General features: G+C 60.3%; 23 protein-coding genes and 1 pseudogene. 12 read left to right on the top strand and 12 right to left on the bottom strand.

Features of this window, described 5'->3' with window-relative positions:
- Position 1 precedes the first annotated feature (1 nt).
- The 3 genes from ACZZZ4_RS25215 to pepN are packed head-to-tail and all read left to right on the top strand — an operon-like array spanning position 2 to position 3,757.
- Positions 2–262: a YeaC family protein gene (locus ACZZZ4_RS25215; protein WP_016774215.1), complete on the top strand. Its 261-nt coding sequence runs from the start codon at positions 2–4 to the stop codon at positions 260–262.
- Positions 259–1,089, top strand: coding sequence for a DUF2797 domain-containing protein (locus ACZZZ4_RS25210; RefSeq protein ID WP_415762122.1), 831 nt, complete (start codon positions 259–261; stop codon positions 1,087–1,089). Before ACZZZ4_RS25215 ends, ACZZZ4_RS25210 begins: the two co-directional genes overlap by 4 nt.
- A 10-nt stretch (positions 1,090–1,099) precedes the next feature.
- Positions 1,100–3,757: an aminopeptidase N gene (pepN, locus tag ACZZZ4_RS25205; RefSeq protein ID WP_463549090.1), complete on the top strand. Its 2,658-nt coding sequence runs from the start codon at positions 1,100–1,102 to the stop codon at positions 3,755–3,757.
- Positions 3,758–3,941: 184 nt separating this feature from the next.
- Here pepN and katG read toward each other — a convergent pair whose 3' ends face one another.
- Together katG and ACZZZ4_RS25195 are read right to left on the bottom strand one after the other, a co-directional pair.
- The gene (gene katG / locus ACZZZ4_RS25200) at positions 3,942–6,218 is read right to left on the bottom strand and encodes a catalase/peroxidase HPI (RefSeq protein WP_463549089.1); all 2,277 of its coding nucleotides are present in this window, start codon (positions 6,216–6,218) and stop codon (positions 3,942–3,944) included.
- 138 nt (positions 6,219–6,356) lie between these two features.
- On the bottom strand, positions 6,357–8,567 hold the full coding sequence (locus ACZZZ4_RS25195) for an LTA synthase family protein (RefSeq protein WP_463549088.1): 2,211 nt from the start codon (positions 8,565–8,567) through the stop codon (positions 6,357–6,359).
- Positions 8,568–8,896: 329 nt separating this feature from the next.
- Here ACZZZ4_RS25195 and ACZZZ4_RS25190 point away from each other — a divergent pair, with 329 nt between their 5' ends.
- A complete protein-coding gene (locus ACZZZ4_RS25190; RefSeq protein WP_463549087.1) occupies positions 8,897–9,913 on the top strand; it encodes an ABC transporter substrate-binding protein in 1,017 nt (338 codons plus the stop codon).
- A gap of 36 nt (positions 9,914–9,949) precedes the next feature.
- Here the strand turns inward: ACZZZ4_RS25190 and ACZZZ4_RS25185 are convergent, their stop codons facing one another.
- Positions 9,950–10,147, bottom strand: coding sequence for a helix-turn-helix transcriptional regulator (locus tag ACZZZ4_RS25185; protein ID WP_101159038.1), 198 nt, complete (start codon positions 10,145–10,147; stop codon positions 9,950–9,952).
- The gene (locus tag ACZZZ4_RS25180) at positions 10,144–10,518 is read right to left on the bottom strand and encodes a hypothetical protein (protein ID WP_463549086.1); all 375 of its coding nucleotides are present in this window, start codon (positions 10,516–10,518) and stop codon (positions 10,144–10,146) included. The genes ACZZZ4_RS25185 and ACZZZ4_RS25180 overlap by 4 nt, the downstream gene beginning before the upstream one ends.
- A 219-nt stretch (positions 10,519–10,737) precedes the next feature.
- Between ACZZZ4_RS25180 and ACZZZ4_RS25175 the strand changes: the two genes are divergently transcribed.
- On the top strand, positions 10,738–11,229 hold the full coding sequence (locus ACZZZ4_RS25175; protein WP_463549085.1) for a hypothetical protein: 492 nt from the start codon (positions 10,738–10,740) through the stop codon (positions 11,227–11,229).
- Between the two features lie 88 nt (positions 11,230–11,317).
- On the opposite strand, the gene ACZZZ4_RS25170 is transcribed toward ACZZZ4_RS25175, so the two are convergent.
- Positions 11,318–11,797 carry a copper chaperone PCu(A)C gene (locus ACZZZ4_RS25170; RefSeq protein ID WP_463549084.1) on the bottom strand — a complete coding sequence of 160 codons (480 nt, stop codon included), beginning with the start codon at positions 11,795–11,797 and terminating at the stop codon, positions 11,318–11,320.
- Positions 11,797–12,402 carry an SCO family protein gene (locus ACZZZ4_RS25165; protein WP_016774221.1) on the bottom strand — a complete coding sequence of 202 codons (606 nt, stop codon included), beginning with the start codon at positions 12,400–12,402 and terminating at the stop codon, positions 11,797–11,799. The genes ACZZZ4_RS25170 and ACZZZ4_RS25165 overlap by 1 nt, the downstream gene beginning before the upstream one ends.
- 273 nt (positions 12,403–12,675) lie before the next feature.
- Between ACZZZ4_RS25165 and ACZZZ4_RS25160 the strand changes: the two genes are divergently transcribed.
- From ACZZZ4_RS25160 to ACZZZ4_RS25150, 3 genes are all read left to right on the top strand, one after another.
- Entirely contained in the window at positions 12,676–13,602 is a 927-nt protein-coding gene (locus tag ACZZZ4_RS25160) for a Gfo/Idh/MocA family protein (protein ID WP_463549083.1), read from the top strand.
- A gap of 128 nt (positions 13,603–13,730) precedes the next feature.
- Entirely contained in the window at positions 13,731–14,360 is a 630-nt protein-coding gene (gene ycaC / locus ACZZZ4_RS25155) for an isochorismate family cysteine hydrolase YcaC (RefSeq protein ID WP_016774235.1), read from the top strand.
- A gap of 145 nt (positions 14,361–14,505) precedes the next feature.
- Positions 14,506–14,706, top strand: a complete 201-nt coding sequence (locus ACZZZ4_RS25150; RefSeq protein WP_434765919.1) for a hypothetical protein — start codon at positions 14,506–14,508, stop codon at positions 14,704–14,706.
- A 94-nt stretch (positions 14,707–14,800) separates the two neighbouring features.
- On the opposite strand, the pseudogene ACZZZ4_RS25145 reads toward ACZZZ4_RS25150, so the two are convergent.
- Positions 14,801–15,367, bottom strand: a pseudogene (locus tag ACZZZ4_RS25145) (helix-turn-helix domain-containing protein); the annotation flags it as partial.
- Between the two features lie 45 nt (positions 15,368–15,412).
- On the opposite strand from ACZZZ4_RS25145, the gene ACZZZ4_RS25140 reads away from it, so the two are divergent.
- Positions 15,413–16,108, top strand: coding sequence for a B3/B4 domain-containing protein (locus ACZZZ4_RS25140; protein ID WP_039763216.1), 696 nt, complete (start codon positions 15,413–15,415; stop codon positions 16,106–16,108).
- Between the two features lie 1,056 nt (positions 16,109–17,164).
- On the opposite strand, the gene ACZZZ4_RS25135 is transcribed toward ACZZZ4_RS25140, so the two are convergent.
- Complete coding sequence (locus ACZZZ4_RS25135; RefSeq protein ID WP_415762132.1) at positions 17,165–17,902, bottom strand: SDR family oxidoreductase; 738 nt, start codon at positions 17,900–17,902, stop codon at positions 17,165–17,167.
- A 126-nt stretch (positions 17,903–18,028) separates the two neighbouring features.
- Entirely contained in the window at positions 18,029–18,910 is an 882-nt protein-coding gene (locus tag ACZZZ4_RS25130) for a helix-turn-helix domain-containing protein (RefSeq protein ID WP_463549316.1), read from the bottom strand.
- Positions 18,911–19,168: 258 nt separating this feature from the next.
- On the opposite strand from ACZZZ4_RS25130, the gene ACZZZ4_RS25125 reads away from it, so the two are divergent.
- Both ACZZZ4_RS25125 and ACZZZ4_RS25120 read left to right on the top strand, forming a co-directional pair.
- Positions 19,169–19,933, top strand: coding sequence for an SDR family NAD(P)-dependent oxidoreductase (locus ACZZZ4_RS25125; RefSeq protein WP_039763211.1), 765 nt, complete (start codon positions 19,169–19,171; stop codon positions 19,931–19,933).
- A 170-nt stretch (positions 19,934–20,103) separates the two neighbouring features.
- Entirely contained in the window at positions 20,104–21,021 is a 918-nt protein-coding gene (locus ACZZZ4_RS25120; protein WP_463549082.1) for an AraC family transcriptional regulator, read from the top strand.
- Here the strand turns inward: ACZZZ4_RS25120 and ACZZZ4_RS25115 are convergent, their stop codons facing one another.
- Positions 21,022–21,951 (bottom strand): LysR family transcriptional regulator, encoded by a 930-nt coding sequence (locus ACZZZ4_RS25115; protein WP_463549081.1) that lies wholly within the window; start codon positions 21,949–21,951, stop codon positions 21,022–21,024. It lies immediately after the preceding gene.
- 94 nt (positions 21,952–22,045) lie between these two features.
- The gene (locus ACZZZ4_RS25110) at positions 22,046–22,756 is read right to left on the bottom strand and encodes an SDR family NAD(P)-dependent oxidoreductase (RefSeq protein WP_463549080.1); all 711 of its coding nucleotides are present in this window, start codon (positions 22,754–22,756) and stop codon (positions 22,046–22,048) included.
- Positions 22,757–23,021: 265 nt separating this feature from the next.
- Here ACZZZ4_RS25110 and ycaC (ACZZZ4_RS25105) point away from each other — a divergent pair, with 265 nt between their 5' ends.
- Positions 23,022–23,651 carry an isochorismate family cysteine hydrolase YcaC gene (gene ycaC / locus ACZZZ4_RS25105; protein ID WP_016774235.1) on the top strand — a complete coding sequence of 210 codons (630 nt, stop codon included), beginning with the start codon at positions 23,022–23,024 and terminating at the stop codon, positions 23,649–23,651.
- A gap of 194 nt (positions 23,652–23,845) precedes the next feature.
- Here ycaC (ACZZZ4_RS25105) and ACZZZ4_RS25100 read toward each other — a convergent pair whose 3' ends face one another.
- On the bottom strand, positions 23,846–24,544 hold the full coding sequence (locus ACZZZ4_RS25100; RefSeq protein ID WP_463549079.1) for a tRNA (adenine(22)-N(1))-methyltransferase: 699 nt from the start codon (positions 24,542–24,544) through the stop codon (positions 23,846–23,848).
- Positions 24,545–24,593: the final 49 nt, after the last annotated feature.

The following is a 24,593-nucleotide window of genomic DNA, read 5'->3' as shown; positions in this document are numbered from 1 at the left end:
GATGTCCTCTTTCAACGACATGATCAACAACATCACCCCGGACATCTACGAAAGCCTGAAACTGGCCGTGGAGATCGGTAAATGGTCCGACGGCAACAAACTCACTGCCGAACAGCGCGAGCTGTCGTTGCAGGCGATGATCGCCTGGGAAATCCAGAACCTGCCTGAAGACCAGCGCACCGGTTACATGGGCCCGCAAGAATGTGCGTCGAAGTCGATCGAAGTGCCGAACATCCTGTTCAAGTCGGATGCCATCCATTGATCGAGATTGGCCGCGGTGCAATCAGCAAAATGTCGGCGCGTCTGGACGGGTCGAACGTGCAGTACGCGTTTCGTCTGGATGACGTCGAGGTGCCGGTCAACCCGTTGATCGGCAGCACGCTGCGTCTGGAATTTTTGGGAGCAATTCATTGCACCCATTGCGGGCGCAGGACCAAAACCAGTTTCAGTCAGGGTTATTGCTACCCGTGCATGACCAAACTGGCGCAGTGCGACCTGTGCATCATGAGTCCGGAGCGTTGCCACTTCGACGCCGGCACCTGCCGTGATCCGGTGTGGGGCCAGCAGTTCTGCATGACTGATCATGTGGTCTACCTGGCCAACTCGTCGGGGATCAAGGTCGGCATCACCCGTGCCACGCAGTTGCCGACCCGCTGGCTGGATCAGGGCGCAAGTCAGGCGCTGCCGATCATGCGCGTGTCGACGCGCCAGCAATCGGGGTTTGTCGAGGACCTGTTCCGCAGTCAGGTGGCGGACAAGACCAACTGGCGCGCCTTGCTCAAGGGCGATGCCGCGGCGGTGGATCTGGCGCAGGTGCGCGATCAATTGTTCGAAAGCTGCGCCGAAGGCCTGCAAGGCTTGCAGGAGCGATTCGGCCTACAGGCGATTCAGACGATTGCCGATGTCGAACCGCTGGAAATCCGCTATCCCGTCGAGCAATACCCGGCGAAAATCGTCAGCTTCAACCTGGACAAGAACCCGATTGCCGAAGGCACGCTGCTGGGGATCAAGGGCCAGTACCTGATCTTCGACACCGGCGTGATCAACATTCGTAAATACACGGCCTATCAGCTCGCCGTGCATCAATAAGGATTCCAGCATGCGCACCGAACAACCGAAGATGATTTACCTCAAGGACTATCAGGCGCCCGAGTACCTGATTGACGAAACCCACCTGACCTTCGAGTTGTTTGAGGACCACAGCCTGGTTCACGCGCAACTGGTGATGCGCCGCAACCCCGAGCGCGGCGCAGGCCTGCCGCCGCTGGTGCTCGACGGCCAGCAGCTGGAATTGCTCTCGGTAACGTTGGCCGACAAGGAACTGAGCGCAGCGGACTATCAAATTTCCGACAGCCACCTGACCCTGCAGCCGGGCAGCGACAGCTTCACCCTCGACACCAGCGTCAGGATCCACCCGGAAACCAACACCGCGCTGGAAGGCCTGTACAAGTCCGGCACGATGTTCTGCACCCAGTGCGAGGCCGAAGGCTTTCGCAAGATCACCTATTACCTCGACCGCCCGGACGTGATGAGCAAGTTCACCACCACCGTCGTGGCCGAACAGCACAGCTACCCGGTGCTGCTCTCCAACGGTAACCCGATCGCTTCCGGCCCCGGCGAAGACGGCCGGCACTGGGCGACCTGGGAAGACCCGTTCAAGAAACCGGCGTACCTGTTCGCGCTGGTCGCCGGTGATCTGTGGTGCGTCGAAGACACCTTCACCACCATGAGCCAGCGCAACGTCGCGCTGCGCATTTATGTCGAGCCGGAAAACATCGACAAGTGCCAGCACGCGATGAACAGCCTGAAGAAATCCATGCGCTGGGACGAAGAGGTCTACGGTCGCGAGTACGATCTGGACATCTTCATGATCGTCGCCGTCAACGATTTCAACATGGGCGCGATGGAGAACAAGGGCCTCAACATCTTCAACTCCAGCGCCGTGCTGGCCCGCGCCGAAACCGCGACTGATGCCGCGCACCAGCGGGTCGAGGCGATCGTCGCCCACGAATATTTCCACAACTGGTCGGGCAACCGCGTGACCTGCCGTGACTGGTTCCAGCTGTCGCTCAAGGAAGGTTTCACGGTGTTCCGCGATGCCGGTTTCTCCTCGGACATGAACTCGGCGACGGTCAAGCGCATTCAGGACGTCGCCTATCTGCGCACCCACCAGTTCGCCGAAGATGCCGGCCCGATGGCCCACGCCGTGCGCCCGGACAGCTTCATCGAGATTTCCAACTTCTACACCCTGACCGTGTACGAAAAGGGCTCGGAAGTGGTCGGCATGATCCACACCTTGCTCGGTGCCGAGGGCTTCCGTAAGGGCAGCGATCTGTACTTCCAACGCCACGACGGCCAGGCCGTGACCTGTGACGATTTCGTCAAGGCCATGGAAGATGCCAATGGCGTCGACCTCAGTCAGTTCAAGCGCTGGTACAGTCAGGCCGGCACACCGCGTCTGGCCGTCAGCGAGTCCTACGACGCTGCCGCAAAAACCTACAGCCTGACCTTCCGCCAGAGCTGCCCGCCGACCCCGGACAAAGTAGAAAAACTGCCATTCGTGATTCCGGTCGAGCTCGGCCTGCTCGACAGCCAGGGCAACGAAATTGCTCTACGTCTGGCCGGTGAAGCCTCGGCGCAAGGCACCACCCGAGTGATCTCGGTGACCGAAGCCGAGCAGACCTTCACTTTCGTCGACATTAACGAGCAACCGCTGCCATCGCTGCTGCGCGGCTTCTCGGCGCCGGTGAAACTGAGCTTCCCGTACAACCGCGATCAACTGATGTTCCTGATGCAGCACGACAGCGACGGCTTCAACCGCTGGGATGCCGGTCAGCAGTTGTCGGTGCAAGTGCTACAAGAGTTGATTGGCCAGCATCAGAAAGGCGAGAGTCTGAAGCTCGATCCGCGTCTGGTGTCGGCGCTGCGCACGGTGCTGTCCGACGACTCGCTGGATCAGGCGATGGTTGCCGAAATGCTCTCGCTGCCGGGGGAGGCCTATCTCACCGAGATCAGCGAAGTGGCTGACGTCGAGGCGATTCATGTCGCTCGCGAGTTCGCCCGCAAGCAACTCGCCGAAGGCTTGTTCGAAGCGCTGTGGCTGCGTTATCAGGCCAATCGCGATCTGTCGAAAAAGACTCCGTACGTGGCCGAGGCCGAGCACTTCGCCCGGCGCGCCTTGCAGAACATTGCCCTGTCGTACCTGATGCTCAGCGGCAAGCCGGAAGTGCTGGCGGCGGCCCTGGAGCAGTTCGAGACCGCCGACAACATGACCGAGCGCCTGACTGCGCTGGCGGTGCTGGTCAACTCACCGTTCGAGGAGCAGAAGGCACTGGCGCTCGCCAGTTTCGCTGAGCACTTCAAGGACAATCCGCTGGTCATGGATCAATGGTTCAGCGTGCAGGCCGGCAGCACCTTGCCGGGCGGGCTGGAGCGGGTGAAGGCATTGATGCAGCACCCGGCGTTCAACATCAAGAACCCGAACAAGGTGCGGGCACTGATCGGCGCGTTCGCCGGGCAGAACCTGATCAACTTCCACGCGGCGGACGGGTCCGGTTATCGCTTCCTCGCCGATCTGGTGATCGAGTTGAACGGCTTCAACCCACAGATCGCCTCGCGCCAACTGGCCCCGCTGACCCGCTGGCGCAAATACGACAGCGCGCGTCAGGCGCTGATGAAGGCTGAGCTGGAGCGGATTCTGGCGTCCGGAGCGTTGTCCAGCGACGTGTATGAAGTGGTAAGCAAAAGCCTGGCGTAACGCCGATCAACTCCTGGGCGTTTGATTGATCGTTCCCATGCTCTGCGTGGGAATGCCTCTCCCGACGCTCTGCGTCGGCTTTGGGACGCAGAGCGTCCCTTGCTGCATTCCTTTGCTGCGCGTGGGAACGATCAACAAAAAAATGCCGCTCAACGAGCGGCATTTTCATTAGTACAAGAAACAGCTATTTACGCAGATCAAACCGATCCAGATTCATCACCTTCGTCCATGCCTTGACGAAATCATTGACGAACTGCGTCTTCGCATCGGCGCTGGCATACACCTCGGCCAACGCGCGCAATTGCGCATTCGAGCCGAACACCAGATCCACTCGTGTCGCCGTCCACTTTGGCGCCCCGGTCTTGCGGTCACGGCCTTCAAACTCATCGGCATCCCGCGACGTCGGCGTCCATTCCACGCCCATGTCCAGCAGGTGAGTGAAGAAGTCATTGCTCAGCGTATCGGTTTTATCGGTGAACACGCCATGCCGCGTCTGCCCGACGTTGGTGTTCAACACCCGCAGACCACCCAACAGCACGGTCATTTCCGGTGCCGTGAGAGTCAGCAATTGCGCCTTGTCGATCAGCAGAGTTTCCGCCGCAACCGTGTATTTGCCTTTGCTGTAATTGCGGAAGCCATCGGCGATCGGTTCGAGGAAGCCGAACGATTCGACATCGGTTTGCTCCTGCGAAGCATCGACGCGGCCCGGTGAGAACGGCACCGACACTGAGTGCCCGGCGTTCTGCGCGGCTTTTTCCACCCCGGCATTGCCGGCCAGGACGATCAGGTCTGCCAGCGAGATCTTCTTGCCATTGGCAGCCGAACCGTTGAACTCGTTCTGGATGCCTTCCAGCGTGCTCAGCACCTTGTCCAATTGCTCGGGCTGGTTGGCCTGCCAGAACTTCTGCGGGGCCAGACGCAAGCGACCACCGTTGGCGCCGCCGCGCTTGTCCGAGCCGCGAAAGGTCGACGCTGCCGCCCACGCCGTCGAGACCAGTTGTGACACCGACAATCCCGAAGCCAGCACCTTGTTTTTCAGCGACGTGGCGTCGCTGTCATCGATCAGCGCGTGCGTCACGTCGGGCAGCGGGTCTTGCCAGAGCAATTCCTCTTGCGGCAATTCGGGGCCGAGGTAGCGGGAGAGCGGACCCATGTCGCGATGGATCAGTTTGTACCAAGCGCGGGCGAACGCGTCGGCGAGTTGATCAGGATTGGCCAGGAAGCGCCGGGAGATCTGTTCATAGGCAGGATCGAAACGCAGCGCCAGATCGGAGGTCAGCATGGTCGGCGAGAGCTTCTTGTTCGGATCGTGAGCGTGGGGAACGGTGCCCGCACCGGCGCCGTTTTTCGGTTGCCACTGATTGGCGCCCGCCGGACTTTTGCTCAGCTCCCATTCGAAGCCGAACAGGTTTTCCAGATAATTGTTGCTCCACTGCGTGGGCGTGGTGGTCCAGGTGACTTCCAGGCCACTGGTGATGGTGTCGGCGCCTTTGCCGGTGCCGAAGGCATTTTTCCAGCCCAGACCTTGCTGCTCCAGACCGGCCGCTTCCGGTTCGGGACCGACATTGTCGGCAGGGCCGGCGCCGTGGGTCTTGCCGAAGGCATGGCCGCCGGCGATCAGCGCTACGGTTTCTTCATCGTTCATGGCCATGCGGCCGAAGGTTTCGCGAATATCCTTGGCCGAGGCCACAGGGTCCGGGTTGCCTTCAGGGCCTTCCGGGTTGACGTAGATCAGGCCCATCTGCACGGCGGCGAGGGGATTTTCCAGATTGCGTTCGCCCTGATCGGTGCGGCTTTCTTCGCGGCCATGCAGATCGGGCTCAGCCACCAGCGTGCCGTCGCCGGGCTCTTGCACCGGGCCGTTGCTCTTGCCGTAACGGTTGTCGCCGCCCAGCCATTCGGTTTCCGAACCCCAGTACACATCTTCATCCGGTTCCCAGACATCGGCACGGCCACCGGAAAAACCGAAGGTCTTGAAGCCCATCGACTCCAACGCGACGTTGCCGGTGAGCACGATCAGGTCGGCCCAGGAAATATTGCGTCCGTATTTCTGCTTGATCGGCCACAGCAGGCGGCGGGCCTTATCGAGGCTGACGTTATCTGGCCAGCTGTTGAGCGGCGCAAAGCGTTGCTGACCGGAGCCAGCGCCACCACGGCCATCGGCGGTGCGATAGGTCCCGGCGCTGTGCCAGGCCATGCGCACGAACAACGGGCCGTAATGGCCGAAGTCGGCCGGCCACCAGTCCTGAGAATCGGTCATCAGCGCTCTGATGTCTTGTTTCAGCGCTTGAAAGTCGAGGCTTTTGAAGGCTTTGGCGTAGTCGAAGTCCTGGCCCAGCGGATCGGACTTGGGTGAGTGCTGGCTGAGGATTTTCAGATTGAGTTGGTTCGGCCACCAGTCACGGTTCGTCGTACCGCCGCCGGCGGCGTGGTTGAACGGGCATTTCGATTCGTTTGCCATGTTCGTATCCCTATCAGGTCTGCGGCCGGCTCGTGCCGACTTCGGACTGGTAAGGCTAGACCCGAGTTGGCAAGTCGGCTAATAGCCCGACTGTTGGAGGCCGATAGGCAAACTCTTTCACCGCAACTCCTACAGGGATTAGCTGGACTGCGCGGTTTCGTCATCAGGAACGTCATCAAGAATGTCATCCTGCCCCGGCAGTTCAGTGATCACGCTGAAGTCCGACACTTCAACCGCGCCATTGCCATAGCCCAGCAAATGAAACGAGAAGGCCTTGCGCGGCTGCGGGTTTTCAAAGCTGAAGTCCAACTCCAGTGGCTGGTCCGCCGTGGCGACCATTTCCGTAGGCAGGCCCAGTTGCACGTCCTGTTCGAATTGCTTGGCCTTGAGCTGAATGTACGCCGCCTGCTGCGGATCAACCGAGCGCACGGTCAGGCGCACGCGGGTGTGCGAGCCTTTGGGCATTTCCAGGTATTGCGCGCCGATCAGGTTGTCGGCCCAATCATCCTTGATCTGCGCTTGCAGTGGGATGATGTTGTTACTGCCGAACTGGTAGCGATGGTTGAGCGGCGTGCGCAGCAGGGACAGGTCCAGCGCATCGGCGCGCGCGGCAATCTGTCGGGCCGGATGGCCGCTGTAGGTGCCTTTGTAAGTGGCCCTTTCGGCGATGAAGCCGGCGCTTTGGTAGTAGCGGCAGCGACGCGGCAGGTCGCATTCAGAAAAGATGCCCTGACCGTTGTGGTAGCGCAGTTTGCCGTTGGTGAACGACATGATTTCGCGCCCGGAATCGTAGTCGCGAAACAACGACCGACCGCTCAGCGCAGTCGGCACCGGCAGGTCGAAATAGTCGAGGATCGAGGTGCTCAGATCGACGTGGCCATAAACCCCGGCATTCAGCCGCGGCAGTTGCGCCTGTTCCGGCGCCAGCGTCAGGTTGAAACCCCATGACGAGGCCAGACGTACACCGTCGATGCCGTGGGATTCATCCGAGGTGATCACCACCAGCGTGTCGTTGAGAACGCCCTGGCGCTCAAGCCCGGCAAGAAACTGATCCAGCGCATCGTCCAGATAACCGACGGCAGCCTGCTTTGGCGTTTCATAACGCTGCAGGTAATCCTCCGGTGCGGAGTAGGGCTGGTGGGTGCCGACCGTCAGCAGCGTGAGCATCCATGGCTGTTTTTGCTTTTTCAGTTGGCCGACGTAATCCAGCGCGCCTTCGAAAAACGCCTTGTCATCCTTGCCCCAGGGGAATTCCAGATAGTTGCTGTTGCTGAACCATTCCAGACCGTGGGTCGCATCAAAACCGATGTGCGGCATGATCTTGTCTTTGGCCATGAAGCGCAGGCCGGCGCCCTGTAAATAGTGGGTGCTGAAGCCGTGTTCGCGCAGTTGCGCCGGCAGGCAGGCCTGATTGCGTTCGTTGAGGGTGAGCATTTCCACGCCTTTGGGCGTGCCATTGTTGAGCTTGTCGTAGTCACCGCAGAGCATGGCGTACAGACCGCGAATGGTCTGGTGGGTGTGCAGCACGTAATCCGGGGTGTTCATGCCGCGCTCGGCCCAGCGGCTCAGGTTGGGCATCAGGTCTTCTTGATAGTGACTGCCGATCGCCTCACGGTTGGCGCGAATGTAGGCACCGGGAATGCCCTCCAGCGCGATGATCAACACGTTGCGCGCCTGGCCGGGCGCGGCGAGCAATTTCTGGCCATTGAGGTCGACGTCGGTGAGTCCAGCCATCGCGGGTGTGGGTTCTTCGATGTCGCCGTCCAGCCATTCTTCGGCCTGGATCTGCAGGTCGGCGACTTCGCTGGCGAGCAATTGATGCGGCAGGTTGTACAGGCGCCAGGCATCGCCGTCGTTCGGCCACAGGTTTTGCGTGCCCCAATGTGCGGCGAACAACACGATTGGCGCGACCCAGACAGAGCGAGGCAGAGCAGGGCGAGACAAGCCGCGACCAACAAACTGAGTCACCAGCCAGAAAACCAGCGCGCCCAACAAAGCAATGGTCAGGGCAGGGTGCGCAAGTCCGCCGCCGGTGGAATTCTCGACGAACTGCGGGTCAATCAGGTAGTGAATATCCGAAGGCGTCGGCAGGCGGCCGACGGCGCTGACCAGTTCTGCCGTGGCGATCGCCAACAGTGCCCAGAACACCAGCACTGGCAAGGCCAGCCACCACGCGCGACGATGCAGTGCCACGACCAGCAGACTGCCGACGGCCAGGTCCGAGAGAAAGCCCAGCGGTGTTGACCAGCCCAACGCCGCGCGCAGGCACACGGGCACGATCAGTACCAGAACGATCAGGGAAAGGAGGCGGGCATTCGGCCGCCGTAGCCAGTTAAAAAGTGAGCTCACAAAGAAAGGCCTGCGTGTCATGAAAGGGTCAAGAAACTGTGGGCGATGATACCAAGGGTAGGAACGCTGATCGGTTTTTTTGACCCGCGACTGGCGATTCGTGAAAGACCGCGTGCCTAGACCGGGCGGGGCTTCTGGACGTTTTGCGGCTTTTCAGGGGAGGCAGTTTTTTGTTTCAGACTGTTGTAGGTTCGTCCGGTGCTCGTGGTATTCCAGCCGCAGAAGACAAATCGCTCAGTGCTATCGATATACGATAAAGATATTTAATTTCTATTTTTTATAGCTATAAAGTCAGCCCTTTCAGCCCACCCCCATGCTGCGAGGTTGTCATGGCCACACCGTTCAAACGTTCTTCGCTGACTCTGTTGGCCGCTACTCTGGCAGCGGGTGCGCTGTTCAGTAGCGGCGCCCGGGCCGAGGGCAAAATCAGCATCGCCCAGCAATTCGGCATCGGTTATCTGATTCTCGACGTCGTGCGCGATCAACAACTGATCGAGAAACACGGTAAGGCCCAGGGTCTGGAGATCAAGGTCGACTGGAACAGCATTTCCGGCGCCACGGCGATGAACGAAGCGCTGCTGACCGGTGCGCTGGACGTGGTCTCGGCCGGCGTGCCGCCGATGCTCACCGTGTGGGATCGCACCAAGGGCAAGCAGAACGTCAAGGCTATCGCCGCGCTCGGCTCGATGCCCAATTACCTGCTGACCAACAACCCGAACATCAAAACCCTCAAGGACTTCAGCGACAAGGACCGTATCGCCGTGCCGGCCGCAGGCGTAGGCTTCCAGTCGCGTACCCTGCAGATTGAAACCGCCAGGGAATTCGGTGACGACCAGTTCAAGAAGTTCGACAACATTTCAGTCAGCCTGCCGCACCCGGACGCCACCGCTGCGCTGATCGCCGGCGGCTCGGAGATCAATTCGCACTTTTCCAGCCCACCGTTCCAGTACCAGGCTTTGCAAAACCCGAACGTGCACAAAGTGCTGAGCTCCTACGACATCCTCGGCGGCCCGGCGACGTTCAACGTGCTCTACACCACGGAAAAATTCCACGACGAAAACCCGAAAACCTACAAAGCTTTCTATGACGCACTGGCCGAAGCCGAGAACATCATCAAAGCCGACAAACCCGCCGCCGCCAAGGCCTACATCCGCGTAGAGCAATCGAAACTGCCGCTGACACTGGTCGAGCAAATCGTCAAAGACCCGGAAATTGACTTCACCGTCGTACCGCAACGCACGTTCATCTATGCCGAGAAACTGCAGGAACTCGGTGTGTTGAAGAACAAAGCGGCGAGCTGGAAGGATTATTTCTTTGAAGAGGCGCATGGTGGTGCGGGGAGTTGATCGAACAGGGGCAACGTGTGTTGCCCCTTTTGCCATTCAAGATTCGCCATCATCAAAAATGCTCTCAATCGGCAGCTCAAACGCCCGGGCAATCTGAAACGCCAATGGCAGGCTCGGATCGTAGCGTTCGTTTTCGATGGCGTTGATCGTCTGGCGCGACACGTTCAGGCGTTCGGCCAGATCGACCTGCGACCACTTGCGCTCGGCGCGCAATTCCTTGAGACGGTTTTTCATTGGTAGCGGCGTCGCGCAATGTGCAGGCCGACAATCCACATCAGCCCCATTACCGGCCACACACACGTCCACGGGATATGCGGGGCGCCGACGTTTTCCAGAAAACCGTAGCTGAAGGTCACCAATGCCGAGGCGGCAAAGGCGAATCCCAAGGCTTCGAACTGGATGCGCAGATGCATTTCGTCCATGCGCCGCATTTTCCGCACGATGGCCCAGCACATCAGGGCCGCCGGAATGATCGGCGTTAGTGCGACGGCCGAGCGCAGCACGAGGTGCGCATCCATCAGGTATTGCGAGGCAATCAATGATGCTGTCAGCACCAGCATGTAGAGGATTAATGCTGCGCCCAATTCGAGGTGGTACCGGTTCATTCTTCACTTCCTATGTAAAAGACCCTTTACATAGTTGCTGATGTTGTTTCAGATGTAAAGCACGCTTTCCATCAGGCTGGTTACTTCTAACACGCTCGAGCCGGATAACTTGCAGCCGGGTTCACGCTTCTGGACAGCGTACTAGCCACTCAGTAGCATTTGCCTCCAACGGATTTTCCCTTCGCACGTCGTCCGACGTGGAACGCTCAAGGAATCGACATGCGCGATACTCCCGCTGACTCACAACGAACGGTCGTGACCCTGGTCAACGGCGAGATTCGCTGTGACACCCAAATCAGTTTCAGCTCCGTCTCGCTCGTCAATGGCGAAATTCGGGTGCATCGTGCTGAAGGCAATCAGATCGAGGTGCCTGTGCCCGGGGCGGACTTCGCGCTGCGCTTTGATCTGCAGGGGATGCAGAAAGTACCGGAGGCGCCACAGACGCCGGTCGAACCGGTGCCTGCCGACGACAGTTTGAAGTTGTTCAACTCGAAAACCGTGTGGGTCACACTGGCGCTATGGTTCTTCGTGAGTTCGGTGTTCGGTTGGTTGGGGATCGTGGTAGCAGTCGGATATTTCGCTTACCACTGGCGTCAGGTAACGAAGCGCAAGGAACAGTTGGCCAAGGCGACCGTCCTTGAACCCATGACCCGTTCCAGCTCAGGGATGTCACCGGAAAGCGTGCGCAACGCATTGGCCCGCAAGCGTTAATTCTGCACACATCAAAAAAACGGGGCGGCCCGATCGTCGATCAAGCCGCCCCGTTTTCCAGTCGGGCGAAGAGTCTTTCTGTCAGCGATCAATGCATCTTGCTGTGATCATGGCCGCCCATGTTGGTCAGCGCGCGAACCGGTGCCTTGACCTCAACGGTTTCTTTCTCGCCCTTGGCGTTTTCAACGGTCAGGGTCAGCGGCACGCTGTCGCCTTCCTTCAACTGACCGGTCAGGCCCATCAGCATGACGTGGTAGCCGTTCGGGTCGAAGCTCACGGCTTTGCCGGCAGGCAACTCAACCGACTTCACCGGGCCCATGGTCATGACGTCGTTCTTCATGCTCATTTCATGAATCTGTACGTCCTTGGCCACTGGCGAGGCAACGCTGAGCAATTTGCTGTCGCTGTCGGCAGTAACGGTCATGAACGCGCCGCTGGCAGACTGGGACGGCACAGTGGCACGGACCCAGGCGTCGTCGACTTTGGTCTGCGCCGACGCCTGAAAGGCCAGGCCGAGCAGGGACAGTGCACATACGGTGCGTTTGAGGTGATTCAGAACGGGATGCATCAGCAGACCTCCATAACAGTAAGCAAATCTTCCGTGCACTCTTGGGCTGTCAGCGAAGTGGACAGGCCCAGGCGCAACTCACCACGCGAGTCGTAGACGTAGCTGGTGGACGTATGGGAGATGGTGTAGGTGTCGCCGGCCGGGACTTTCTCGTAAAACACGTCGAATTCCTTGGCGGTCGCCTTGGTTTCCTCAAGCGTGCCGTACAACGCGACGAAGCTCGGGTCGAAGGCTTTGACATAGGCGTCGAGGATCTGCGGCGTGTCGCGTTCGGGGTCGAGGGTGATGAACACCACTTGCAGGCGATCGCCGTCGCGGCCCATGAGTTTTTTGATCTGTGCGGCGCGGGCCAGAGTGGTGGGGCAAACGGCCGGGCATTGGGTGAAGCCGAAGAAGATCATCGGCATCATCCCGCGAAAGCTCGACAGCGACATGGTTTCGCCTTCGGGGTTCTTCAGCTTGAAGGTGCGGCCGAGGATCTTGTCGCTCAGATCCTTGCCGTACTTGTACGACAGTTGGCCACGGGTATCGCAACCGGCGAGCAGGCCGAGCCCGAGCACGCCCATTCCCGCAAGTACCTTGCGGCGAGTCAACAAAGCCGTCATCTAATACCGCCTTTTGCAGCCCGCGAGTCGGCAGGACTGGCGGGGGTTAACCGTAAAAGCGCCGCATGATAGCAAACTGAGGCTGATCGCCGGCTGCCGATCGCCGCGCGGTGCGGGATCGGACGACAAAAGGTGTAAGAAGAAATGACGGATACGCCCATTCGTTCGTTGTGATCAGAATCGATTTAAATAGTATGACGATTGGAGGCGGGCGCAGAAACACGTACTCTTGCCGCTGCGCTGCAAAGACCAAAACAACAACAGGAGTCTGTAATGCAACCGATTCGTCTCGGCCTGGTGGGCTACGGCAAGATCGCCCAGGATCAACACGTTCCCGCCATCCTCGCCAACCCCGCGTTTCAGTTGGTAGCGGTCGCCACCCAGGGCAAACCTTGCGCCGGGGTGGAAAACTTCCAGTCGCTGGGCGAACTGCTTGAAAACGGCCCGGCCGTCGATGCGATTGCCTTCTGCACGCCGCCGCAAGGGCGTTTTACCCTGGTGCAACAGGCGTTGGCGGCCGGCAAGCACGTGCTGGTGGAAAAACCGCCCTGTGCAACGTTGGGCGAGGCCATGGCCCTGGTCGATCAGGTCGCTGAACAAGGCGTCAGTGCTCTGTTCGCCTGGCATTCACGCTACGCACCGGGCATCGCCGCCGCCCGCGACTGGCTGGCCAGCCGCACCCTGCAAAGCGTACAGATTGACTGGAAGGAAGACGTGCGCAAATGGCATCCGGGCCAGGCGTGGATCTGGCAACCGGGTGGCCTGGGTGTGTTCGATCCGGGCATCAACGCCTTGTCGATCATCACCCACCTGCTGGCACTGCCGCTGTTTGTCGAAGCCGCCGAGCTGCGCGTGCCGAGCAACTGCCAGTCGCCGATTGCCGCCTCGATCAAAATGTCTGATGCGCATCAGTTGGACGTGCGCGCCGAGTTCGATTTCGACCATGGCCACGACGAGCTCTGGAGCATCGAAATCCGCTGCGCCGAGGGCGTCCTGCGCCTGGACAACGGCGGCGCGGTGCTGAGCATCGACGGCGAGCGCCAAAGCGTGTCTGAGGAGGGCGAATACGCAGCGGTCTATCGCCACTTCCAGCAATTGATCGGCGACAAGGCCAGCGACCTCGACCTGCAACCGTTGCGCCTGGTGGCGGACAGTTTCTTTGTTGGCAGCCGCGCGTTGGTCGAGCCGTTTTACGATTGAGGTGGATTGTCCGGTCTGAGTGGACGGTGAAACGCTTTTCAGCCGATTTATCCCTTTGCTGTGCGTCAGTAATCTGTACCCAACTTGAACGCAACAACAAACTTCAAAACTTAAAAGGGACGCACACCATGACCACTCCAACCTACAACCGCCTGAACAAAGACGACGCTATCGTGCTGCTGGTTGACCACCAGACCGGTCTGATCTCGCTGGTGCAGGACTTCTCGCCGAACGAGTTCAAGAACAACGTGCTGGCGCTGGCGGATCTGGCCAAGTTCTTTGACCTGCCAACCATCCTCACCACCAGCTTCGAACAAGGCCCGAACGGTCCGCTGGTGCCGGAGCTGAAAGAGATGTTCCCGGACGCGCCGTACATCGCTCGCCCAGGTCAGATCAACGCCTGGGACAACGAAGACTTCGTCAAGGCAATCAAGGCCACCGGGCGCAAGCAGATCATCATTGCCGGTGTGGTCACGGATGTGTGTGTCGCGTTCCCGACCCTGTCGGCGCTGGCGGAAGGGTTTGATGTGTTCGTGGTCACCGATGCGTCCGGCACCTTCAACACCACCGTGCAACAAGCCGCATGGAGCCGCATGACTCAGGCCGGCGCGCAGATGATGAACTGGTTCTCGGTGGCCTGTGAGCTGCACCGCGACTGGCGCAACGACATTGAAGGCCTGGGCAATCTGTTGTCGCAGCGCATTCCTAACTACCGCAACCTGATGAACAGCTACTCGGCGCTGACGCAGCAGAAGTAAGCGTTAAATCCAAAGCAAAAGCCTGCCTCGAAAGCAGGCTTTTTGCGTTCTCTACAGAAAGCCGTTCGTCCAGTGCCGGGCACTTGTCACGCTTGGGCATTTCACACGCTCAGGTACATCTCGCTGAATCACATCGGAGACCGACATGGACATTGATGAAAACGCACCGGGCAACCACTCGCAACAAGCCGTGACGCGCACCACCGACAACGAGACCGGCCACGATCCCAAGCGTGGAAATCCAGAAGTGCCTTTGCCGCCGGACGATGAGGCACCGGTTGAGGAAGACATGTCGGATGTCGATGCGACGAACTCGGTTTCGACGGAGCATCCGCCGTCACGCTGATTGCGAGCTGTGAATCGATGCCTCTTGCTCCGAAACTAGAGTGAGGGCTCTCGCGAGCGCCCTGATGCAGTTCAGTTACCGACATGGTGAACACCAGTTTCGACCGCCCACGGTTGGCGTACTCATGCGCCACATCCGTCCGCGCTACCGCCGAACAGCCAGGCCCGACAAGCAGCTCGGCATCGCCAACCTTGAGATGCAACGTGCCTTTCTCGACATGAAAAAGCTCGGTGGTGCCATTCGGGTGTCCGGCGGAAGAAAACGACTCGCCGGGAAACAGTTCCCAGCGCCACAACTCGAGCATGTTCGGGCCGCTGGTGCCGGCCAGCAGTCGCGCCGATCCACCCAGCTCACCGCTCCACAGCGTTGGGATGTCGTGGCTGTCGATCAGGTGCGCCGTCGGAGTGTCGGCGACATTGACGAAGTCGGCCACGGACAAGCCCAGCGCTGCGGCGATCTTGCACAGGGTCGCAATGCTCGGATTGGCCGAGCCTTTCTCGATCTCGACCACCATGCCTTTGCTCACGCCGGAGCGTCGCGACAGTTCGTCCAGGGTGATGCCCTGTTGTTTGCGCGCCTGATTGAGCGTGCGCGAAACCGCTGCGCTGACGGTCTGGACATCGGCGCCGGCTTCGGTCGATATATTGACTTTCTTGGTCATTGATCGCTAGCATCGTTTGAAATTCAGGTATGGGGGGATTCTGGGATGCTGTCTGTCGTGCCGTCAATCGATCCGGCTGTTGCGCAACTCGCGCCGGGCTTCAGAGCGCTGAGTATTGTCGTGCAAGCGGCGCCGATTACTCAGGCCTATGTGGCCGGTGAAGCCTTGGCCAAAGCCTGTCAGGTCGTCGCCGCCGGTGGTCCGCAGTGGGCGCCCGCGCACTTGCAGGCCTGGGCGGACGTGTTTCGCCAGTTCGGCGCCAAGCCGCAGCGCACGCCGTGCTCCGCCGAGGCTCTGCGCAAACGCGTGTTGCGCGACGGCGAGTTGCCGAGCATCGATCCGGTGGTCGATCTGTACAACGCCATCAGCCTCGAATATGCGATTCCCGTCGGCGGCGAAAATGCCGAGGCCTACGTCGGTTCACCGCGTCTGGTCGTGGCTGATGGCAGCGAGCTGTTCGATACGATGAAAGAAGGTCAGCCCGCGCATGAATTTCCGGACGCTGGCGAAGTGGTCTGGCGCGACGATCAGGGCGTGACCTGCCGGCGCTGGAACTGGCGCCAAGGCGTTCGAACCCGCCTCGATGCGCAGGCGCAGCACATGTGGTTCATCCTTGAAAGCCTGCCGGCCATGCCGCTGGAAGCGCTGACCGAGGCCGGCGACAAGCTCATCGAAGGCCTGCAGCAAATGATGCCCGGCGCCGAGATTGAAAGCATGTTGATCGGCCCGGGCGCGCGGTAGTCAGCAGCACCGCGATTCCTTGTGGGAGCGGGCTTGCTCGCGAAGACGGCGGCACATCCAACATCTTTACCGACTGATTCACCGCTTTCGCGAGCAGGCTCACTCCTGCAATGTTCTGCGTTGACCATTGGTTTGGTGCTGCCACAAACCCCCAGTGGGAGCGGGCTTGCTCGCGAAGGCGGCGGCAAATCCAACATCTTTGCCGACTGATCCACCGCTTTCGCGAGCAAGCTCGCTCCCACAATGCTCTGTGTTGACCATTGGTTTGGTGCTGCCACAAACCCCCTGTGGGAGCGGGCTTGCTCGCGAAGACGGCGGCACATCCAACATCTTTACCGACTGATTCACCGCTTTCGCGAGCAAGCTCACTCCTGCAATGTTCTGCGTGGACCATTGGTTTGGTGCTGCCACAAATCCCCATTGAGACCGAGCTTGCTCGCGAAGGCGGCGGCACATCCAACATCTTTACCGACTGATCCACCGCTTTCGCGAGCAAGCTCGCTCCCACAATGCTCTGTGTTGACCATTGGTTTGGTGCTGCCACAAATCCCCATTGGGAGCGGGCTTGCTCGCGAAGGCGTCGGCACATCCAACATCTTTGCCGACTGATCCACCGCTTTCGCGAGCAAGCTCGCTCCCACAATGCTCTGTGTTGACCATTGGTTTGGTGCTGCCACAAACCCCCTGTGGGAGCGGGCTTGCTCGCGAAGGCGTCGGCACATCCAATATCTGTGTTGACTGATCCACCGCTTTCGCGAGCAAGCTCGCTCCCACAATTTTCGTGCTGACCATTGATTTGGTGGCGCCACAAATCCCCATTGAGACCGAGCTTGCTCGCGAAGGCGGCGGCACATCCCAACATCTTTGCCGACTGATCCACCGCTTTCGCGAGCAAGCTCACTCCTGCAATGTTCTGCGTTGACCATTGGTTTGGTGCTGCCACAAACCCCCAGTGGGAGCGGGCTTGCTCGCGAAGACGGCGGCACATCCAACATCTTTGCCGACTGATCCACCGCTTTCGCGAGCAAGCTGGTTCCCACAGATTGACTTCTGGTCTCAGTAGGGGCTGGCGGTAGGACGTACGATCAATTCGCTGACGTCGACATCTGCCGGTTGTTCAACGGCGTAGGCAATTGCACGGGCGATGGCTTCGGCGGGGATGGCGATTTTGCGGAAGGATTTCATCTCGGCGCGGCCACCTTCATCGGAGATGCTGTCGGCCAGTTCCGATTCGGTCACGCCCGGTGCGATGACGGTAACGCGGATATCGCCGCCGACTTCCTGGCGCAAGCCTTCGGAAATCGCCCGTACGGCGTATTTGGTCGCGCAGTACACCGCTGCGGTGGGGCTGACGGCGTAGGCGCCGATCGAGGCGATGTTGATGATCTGCCCGGCGCGCTGGCGCTGCATCAACGGCAGGCTGGCGGCGATGCCGTGGAGTACGCCACGGATGTTGACGTCGATCATGCGGTTCCACTCATCGACCTTCAGCGCGTCCAGCCGCGACAACGGCATGACCCCGGCGTTGTTGACCAGCACATCGACACGGCCGTAATGCTCCACGGCAAAATCGACGAAGCGCTGCACATCCTGCTGATCGGTGACGTCCAGTGCGCGGAACTGCGCATGGCCACCGGCGCTGTTGATCTCTTCGGCAATCACTGCCAGACGCTCGGTGCGCCGTGCGCCCAACACCACTTTGGCGCCACGTTCGGCGAGCAGGCGTGCGGTGGCTTCGCCGATGCCGCTGCTGGCGCCGGTAATCACGATCACTTTGTCTTGAATGTTCAGCATGATGTCGTCCTCTTCTGTGTGCCCGTGAGTGGGCTTGGAAGAAGATTAAGTGCGGGGGCTCATGGGCTATTAATCGATTCCTCCACGGGATTTGCCCAATTCTGCTGCATCGCTTTTCGACAGGTTTCAGGCCCCGCGTGGCGCGTCGCGGTAGGCGCTCGGAGTGACGCCAACTTCACGGCGGAACACTTGGGAAAAATGGCTGGGACTGGAGTAGCCAACCTCGAGGCCGATGTCGATCACGCTGCGTGCGGTCTCGAGCAACAGATGACGCGCGCGACTCATGCGCAGGCGGATGAAGTATTGCGAGGGCGATAAACCGGTGGCGCGCTTGAAGGTGCGGCTGAAGTGGTAGTCGCTCAGCCCGGCAATGTCGGCCAGGTGACTGAGGCTGAAATCCTCCGCGAGATTCGCATTCATGGCTTCGATCACCCGGCGCAGTTTGTAGGCGGGCAGGGCGCTGTCGCGGCGCGGGTTGCTGTCCGGGTCGAGATAGTGCCGCAGCAAATGGATCGCCAATGCCTGAGCCAGGCTGTGTACCAGCAGTGCACTGGGCTGGCGCTGTTCGGTCAGTTCGATGCGCAGTTGCTCAAGGATGAAGCTGACCTGCTCGTCACGCGCACCGGACACATCGACAAACGTCACTGCACCGGCCTGTTCGCCGAACGCTTCGCGCGCCGCTTGTTCGATCAGGCCCAGACCGAGGTAGAGGTGCATGACTTCGAAGACCTCGCAACCTTCGGTTTGCCAGCGCATTTCATAAGGTTCGCGGGTGTTGGTCAGGAAGAAATCGCCCGCCGTGACCTGGCTCGCCTGCCATTCTCCGCCCAACGAACGTTCTTCGACCCGGGCAGTGCCGGCCAATACCAGCACCAGCAGCGGTTCGGCCACGCACGGCACGCGGATCGGCTCAAGCAGGGTTTGATGGCGGAAGAGCTGCACCACCCCATCCTTGGTCTGCGGCCGCGGCGTGGTCGTTTCCGCAACACCGGGCAGATGCTCCGGCATGGCTTCGGCGGCGATGCGCGCGGGCTGGCTGATTGTCGGTGTAGCGGGGCTGGTAGAGGGCACAGGACGCTCCATCAAAAGCTTCGGCTGTGAATGATTTTGCAGGTTAGGGCGGGCGGGCAGGAAATTCCAGCGCAAAACTCCGACAGTCCCGGCAATCGCCCGAAAGCCCGGCGGCGGAGAGTGCGCGACAGTGAAGCCGTGTTTACGACCGCGCCATCAGGCGCAACACCGATTCGCTATCGAGGAGTTAAAACCATGACTGATTTCAACCACACCCTGCCACAAGAAGTCGCCGGTAAAGTTGCACTGGTCACTGGCGCGGCCAGTGGCATCGGCAAGGCGATTGCGCTGATGCTGCACGCTCGCGGCGCCAAGGTGATTGCCGAAGACCTCAACCCGGCTGTCGAAGAACTGGCTCGTCCCGATCTGGTGCCGCTGGTGGCGGACATCACCAAGGACGGCGCCGCCGAACGCGCAGTCGGCCTTGCCGTCGAGCAGTTCGGGCGCTTGGATATTCTGGTCAACAACGCCGGGATCATTATCAACAAAGCAGTGATCGACATGAGCCGCGACGACTGGGAAAAGATCCAGGCAGTGAATGCCACGGCCGCCTTCCTGCACTGCCGCGAAGCGGTCAAGGCGATGATCCCGAACAAGTCCGGCGCGATCGTCAATATCGCTTCCTATGCGTCGTACTTTGCCTTTCCGACCATTGCCGCCTACACCGCTTCCAAAGGCGCGCTGGCACAACTGACCCGTACGCTGGCCCTGGAAGTCATCGAGCACGGCATTCGCGTCAACGCCATCGGCGTCGGCGATGTGGTGACTAATATCCTCAATGACGTGGTCGAGGACGGCCCGGGCTTCCTCGCGCAGCACGGCGAAGCGGCGCCAATCGGTCGGGCGGCGCAGCCGGAAGAGATCGCCGAGATCGTGACCTTCCTGGCCTCCGAGCGCGCCAGTTTCATGGTCGGCTCGGTGGTCATGGCCGATGGCGGCATGACGGTAACAGCGGGCTGATAACGGTACAGCCATGGGCGCGCGCGATCGCGCGTCCATGGTTTTACTCCGGTCCAAGCGACGCAGAATCAGGCAAATCTGCAGCATCTTTGATCTAGTCGCCGCTGGGTAAAACTGGCTAATCTTCCTCCGCAGTTGACCGACCTTCGTCTGCTTTCGAGGCCCTTTGCATGGATAACCACGATGCTTCCATCCTCCACGACACGGCGGTGTATCGCGCCGAGCTGGTGCGCTTGCTCACCCAGCGCTTCGATGCGCCGGGCACCTACGAAACCGCGATTGCGCCGCTGCACGTGATCCGTCTCGATGGACCGTCCGAGCTGATCCACGTCGTGCATCGGCCGGCGCTGTGCCTGATCGTGCAGGGGCGCAAGGAAGTCGGGCTGGGTGACGAACGCTTCATCTACGACCCGCTGAATTATCTGGTGGTGTCAGTGACGATGCCGGTGTCTGGACGGGTGATCGAAGCCTCGCCCGAGGCGCCGTATTTTTGCGTACGGCTGGATTTCGATCCGGCGCAACTGACGCAACTGATAGCCGAATCGCCGCTGACCGGCATGCCACAGGACGTCGGTCGCGGGATGTTTCTCGACAAGATCGACGTGACCCTGCTCGACACCATGCTGCGTCTGGTGCGTCTGCTGGATAGCCCGCGCGACATCGGCATGCTCGCGCCGATGGCGTTGCGCGAGCTGTATTACCGTCTGCTGCGCGGCCAGCACGGGCATCTGCTGTATGAGATCGCCGTCAGCGATTCGCAGACCCACCGGGTCACGCGCGCCATCGACTGGCTGAACAGGAATTTCACCGAGCCATTGCGCATCGACGCGTTGGCGCAGGTGGCCAATCTGAGCAATTCGGCGCTGCATCACCGCTTCAAAGCCGTCACCGCGATGAGCCCGCTGCAATATCAAAAACAGCTGCGCCTGCAAGAGGCGCGGCGGCTGATCATCAATGAAGGGCTGGACGTGTCCAGCGCCTGTTACCGCGTCGGCTACGAAAGCGCTTCGCAGTTCAGCCGCGAATACAACCGCCAGTTCGGCTGCCCGCCGTCGAAGGAACTCAGCCGCCTGCGCCAGACCGGTTGATTACCGCGGGGGTCCCGCCCAGTCCTCACGAAACCCCAACAGAAAATCCACAAACGCCCGCACCCGCTGCGGCACATAGCGGCCGTGCGGGTAGAGCAGGGTGTAGGGGCGCGAACGTCCGGCGTACGGTTGCAGCACTTCAATCAGGCGTCCATCCGCCAGTTCCTGCTCGACGATGAAGCGGTAAGTCTGAAACAGCCCGGCGCCGTGCTTGGCCAGTGTCACACCGCCGAGCACATCGTCGGAACAGGAATAGCCACCGTCGGAAATCACTTCCAGGTCCCGGCCGTTTTCCTGAAACAACCAGGAAATCCGCCGCCCGCTGCTGGGCAATTCGAACTGGATGCACTCATGCGCGATGAGATCGTCGAGGGTCTGCGGCGTGCCGGCTCTATGCAGGTATTCGGGGGCGGCGACCACCACCAGGGCGGCGTCTTCCAGCAGGCGCGCGATCAGGGTCGAGTCCGGTTGTGCGCGCACGCGTATCGCCAGGTCGTAGCCCTCTTCAACGAAGTCGATATTGCGGTTGCCCAAGTGTACGTCGACCGTAACCTCGGGGTACAACGCGCGAAATTTCGGTAGCAGCGGCAGGATGCGGTGATGCCCGTAGGTGGTCGGCAGGCTGATGCGCAGTCGACCCGATGGCGAAGTCTGCGCGCCCATGACTTCCTGCTGCGCTTCAACCAGTTGCGTCAGCGCCTGGCTGCATTGTTCGAAGAAGCTCCGTCCGGCGTCGGTGAGGCGGATGCTGCGCGTGGTCCGCGCAAACAGACGTGAACCCAGGCGTTGCTCCAGACGCAGAATCGACCGGCTCACCGCTGCGGGCGTGACCCCGGCCAGTTGCGCGGCGGCGGTGAAGCTGCCGGCTTCGGCAGCCAGGCAGAACAGTTCGATACTGCCTAACTGCAAATCTTCAAAATGGCGTTTCATTGTGGCTCGCACCGAGGATCGACGGACGTTCATCCTCTGTGTACCACAACCAACGACGCCGCCGGTATCCACCGGCGGCGTTGCAGGGGTTCGATCAATGGCCGGCGCTCTGGCCACCGTCGACATGCAGGATCTCGCCAGTGACGAAATTTGCCCCGTCGAGGTAGAGGATCGCTTGCACGATGTCGTCGATTTCGCCCATGTGGCCGACCGGGTGCAGGCTGCCCAGCGCCTGATGGGTTTCCTCAGCGTGCATCGGCGTTTTGATGATGCCCGGCGACACGGCGTTGACCCGAATCCCGCGCTTGGCGTACTCGATGGCCAGGGATTTGGTCGCGGCGTTGATGCCGCCCTTGGTCAGCGACGCCAATACCGAAGGCACGCCATCGATTGCATGATCGACCAGGCTGGTGGTGACGCTGACGACGTGGCCGCTGCCGTGTTTTTCCATCTCGGCGATGGCCAGTTGCGAGATGTAGAAGAAGCCGCTCATGTTGGTCGCCACGACCTGGGCATAGTCCGCCCGGCTGTAAGCGGTGAACGGCTTGGCCAGAAAGATCCCGGCATTGTTGACCAGCGTATCGACGCGACCGAAGCGGGCAACAGCGGCGCGAATCACGCGCTCGGCGGTTTGCGGATCGGCAATATCGCCGGCGACGGTCAGGACATCCGGGTCGCTCGACTCTTTGATCGAGCGCGAGGTTGCGACCACTTGATGGCCAAGGGCGCGAAAGGCTTCGACCAGACCTGCGCCGATGCCTTGCGAGGCGCCGGTGATGACAACTACTTTTTTCGATGTGCTCATGATGAGTTCCTCTGTCGCTGGCCCGTCGGAATGGCGGGTGGCTGTTGGAGGAGACTTTAGGAAGTTGTGCCGAGTTGATAAATGGGGGCTGAGGTACATCATTTGTACTGTGGTGTATCTAATCAGAGCGGGCCTCGAATGATTGTCCCGTTTGAGTGGACGGTGAAACGCTTTTCAGCCGATTTATCCCTTTGCTGTGCGTCAGTAATCTGTACCCAACTTGAACGCAACAACAAAACTTCAAACTTGAAAAGGGACGTACACCATGACCACTCCAACCTACAACCGCCTGAACAAAGACGACGCTATCGTGCTGCTGGTTGACCACCAGACCGGTCTGATCTCGCTGGTGCAGGACTTCTCGCCGAACGAGTTCAAGAACAACGTGCTGGCGCTGGCGGATCTGGCCAAGTTCTTTGACCTGCCGACGATCCTCACCACCAGCTTCGAACAAGGCCCGAACGGCCCGCTGGTACCGGAGCTGAAAGAGATGTTCCCGGACGCGCCTTACATAGCTCGCCCAGGTCAGATCAACGCCTGGGACAACGAAGACTTCGTCAAGGCAATCAAGGCCACCGGGCGCAAGCAGATCATCATTGCCGGCGTGGTGACCGATGTGTGTGTAGCGTTCCCGACCCTGTCGGCACTGGCGGAAGGCTTTGATGTGTTCGTGGTCACTGATGCCTCCGGCACCTTCAACACCACCGTGCAGCAAGCCGCGTGGAGCCGCATGACTCAGGCTGGCGCGCAGATGATGAACTGGTTCTCGGTGGCCTGCGAGCTGCACCGCGACTGGCGCAACGACATCGAAGGCCTGGGCAACCTGCTGTCGCAGCGGATTCCCAACTACCGCAACCTGATGAACAGCTACTCGGCGCTGACGCAGCAGAAGTAAGTTCACCACCCACGAAAAAGCCTGCTTTTAACAGCAGGCTTGTTGTTTTTCCGACGGCTGCGGCCAACTTGGTTGCTCTGTAGCTTGACCCACCGCTTTCGCGAGCAGGCTCGCTCCCACAGTTGACCGTGTTTTCCTCAGGAGAAATGCAATTTCCTGTGGCAGCGAGCCTGCTCGCGAAGGCGGCGGCACAGTCACCCGAGCAAGTCGCTGATCCACTGCATCTCTTGCCTCAGCGCCCGAATTTTGTCCTCCGGCAACGTCTGTTGTGCTCGCGCAAACTGCCCCAACGTCTTCTGCCGCTGCTTCAGCCTGCGTTGCCATTTATGCAGAAATGCCGGGCAGCGTGCCCGCAGATGCAGCGGTCCGAAAAACAGCTCCCTGGCATCGTAAGTCACCGGATCAGAGGCACGTTCGGCAACGATAATTTCGTAGTCGAAGCGGTTCTCGTGCAGCACTTCTTCGCAAACGATCCGGTAGCCGTTATCCATCAACCACTGGCGCAACGCTTGCTCGCCGCCGTTGGGTTGCAGGACCAAGCGTTCGTGGCCGCTGAGATGGGCTTTGCCATTGTCGAAAATATCGCGAATGGTTTCGCCACCCATGCCGCACAGGGTGATGGCGCTGATCGCATCGTCAGGTTTGATTGCCGCCAGGCCATCGGCCAGGCGCACGCTGATCTGGCCGTGCAGGTCGTTGTCCTTAACGGTGCGTTGCGCCGCGTGAAATGGCGTCAACGCGACCTCGCCAGCCACCGCCGCTGTAATAAGTCCGCGGCGCAGCAAGGCCACCGGCAGGTAACCGTGATCGGAGCCGATATCGGCCAGTCGCGCCCCCACTGGCACATGGGCGGCGACGCGTTCAAGGCGCATGGACAATGTCTGTTGGTTCAACGGCGACCCCTGTTCACCCAACGGTGGAAAAAGGGGTGCGACTGTGGCG

The sequence above is a fragment of the Pseudomonas sp. AC252 genome (assembly GCF_979258105.1).
This window is presented reverse-complemented; position numbering and strand designations above follow the sequence as displayed.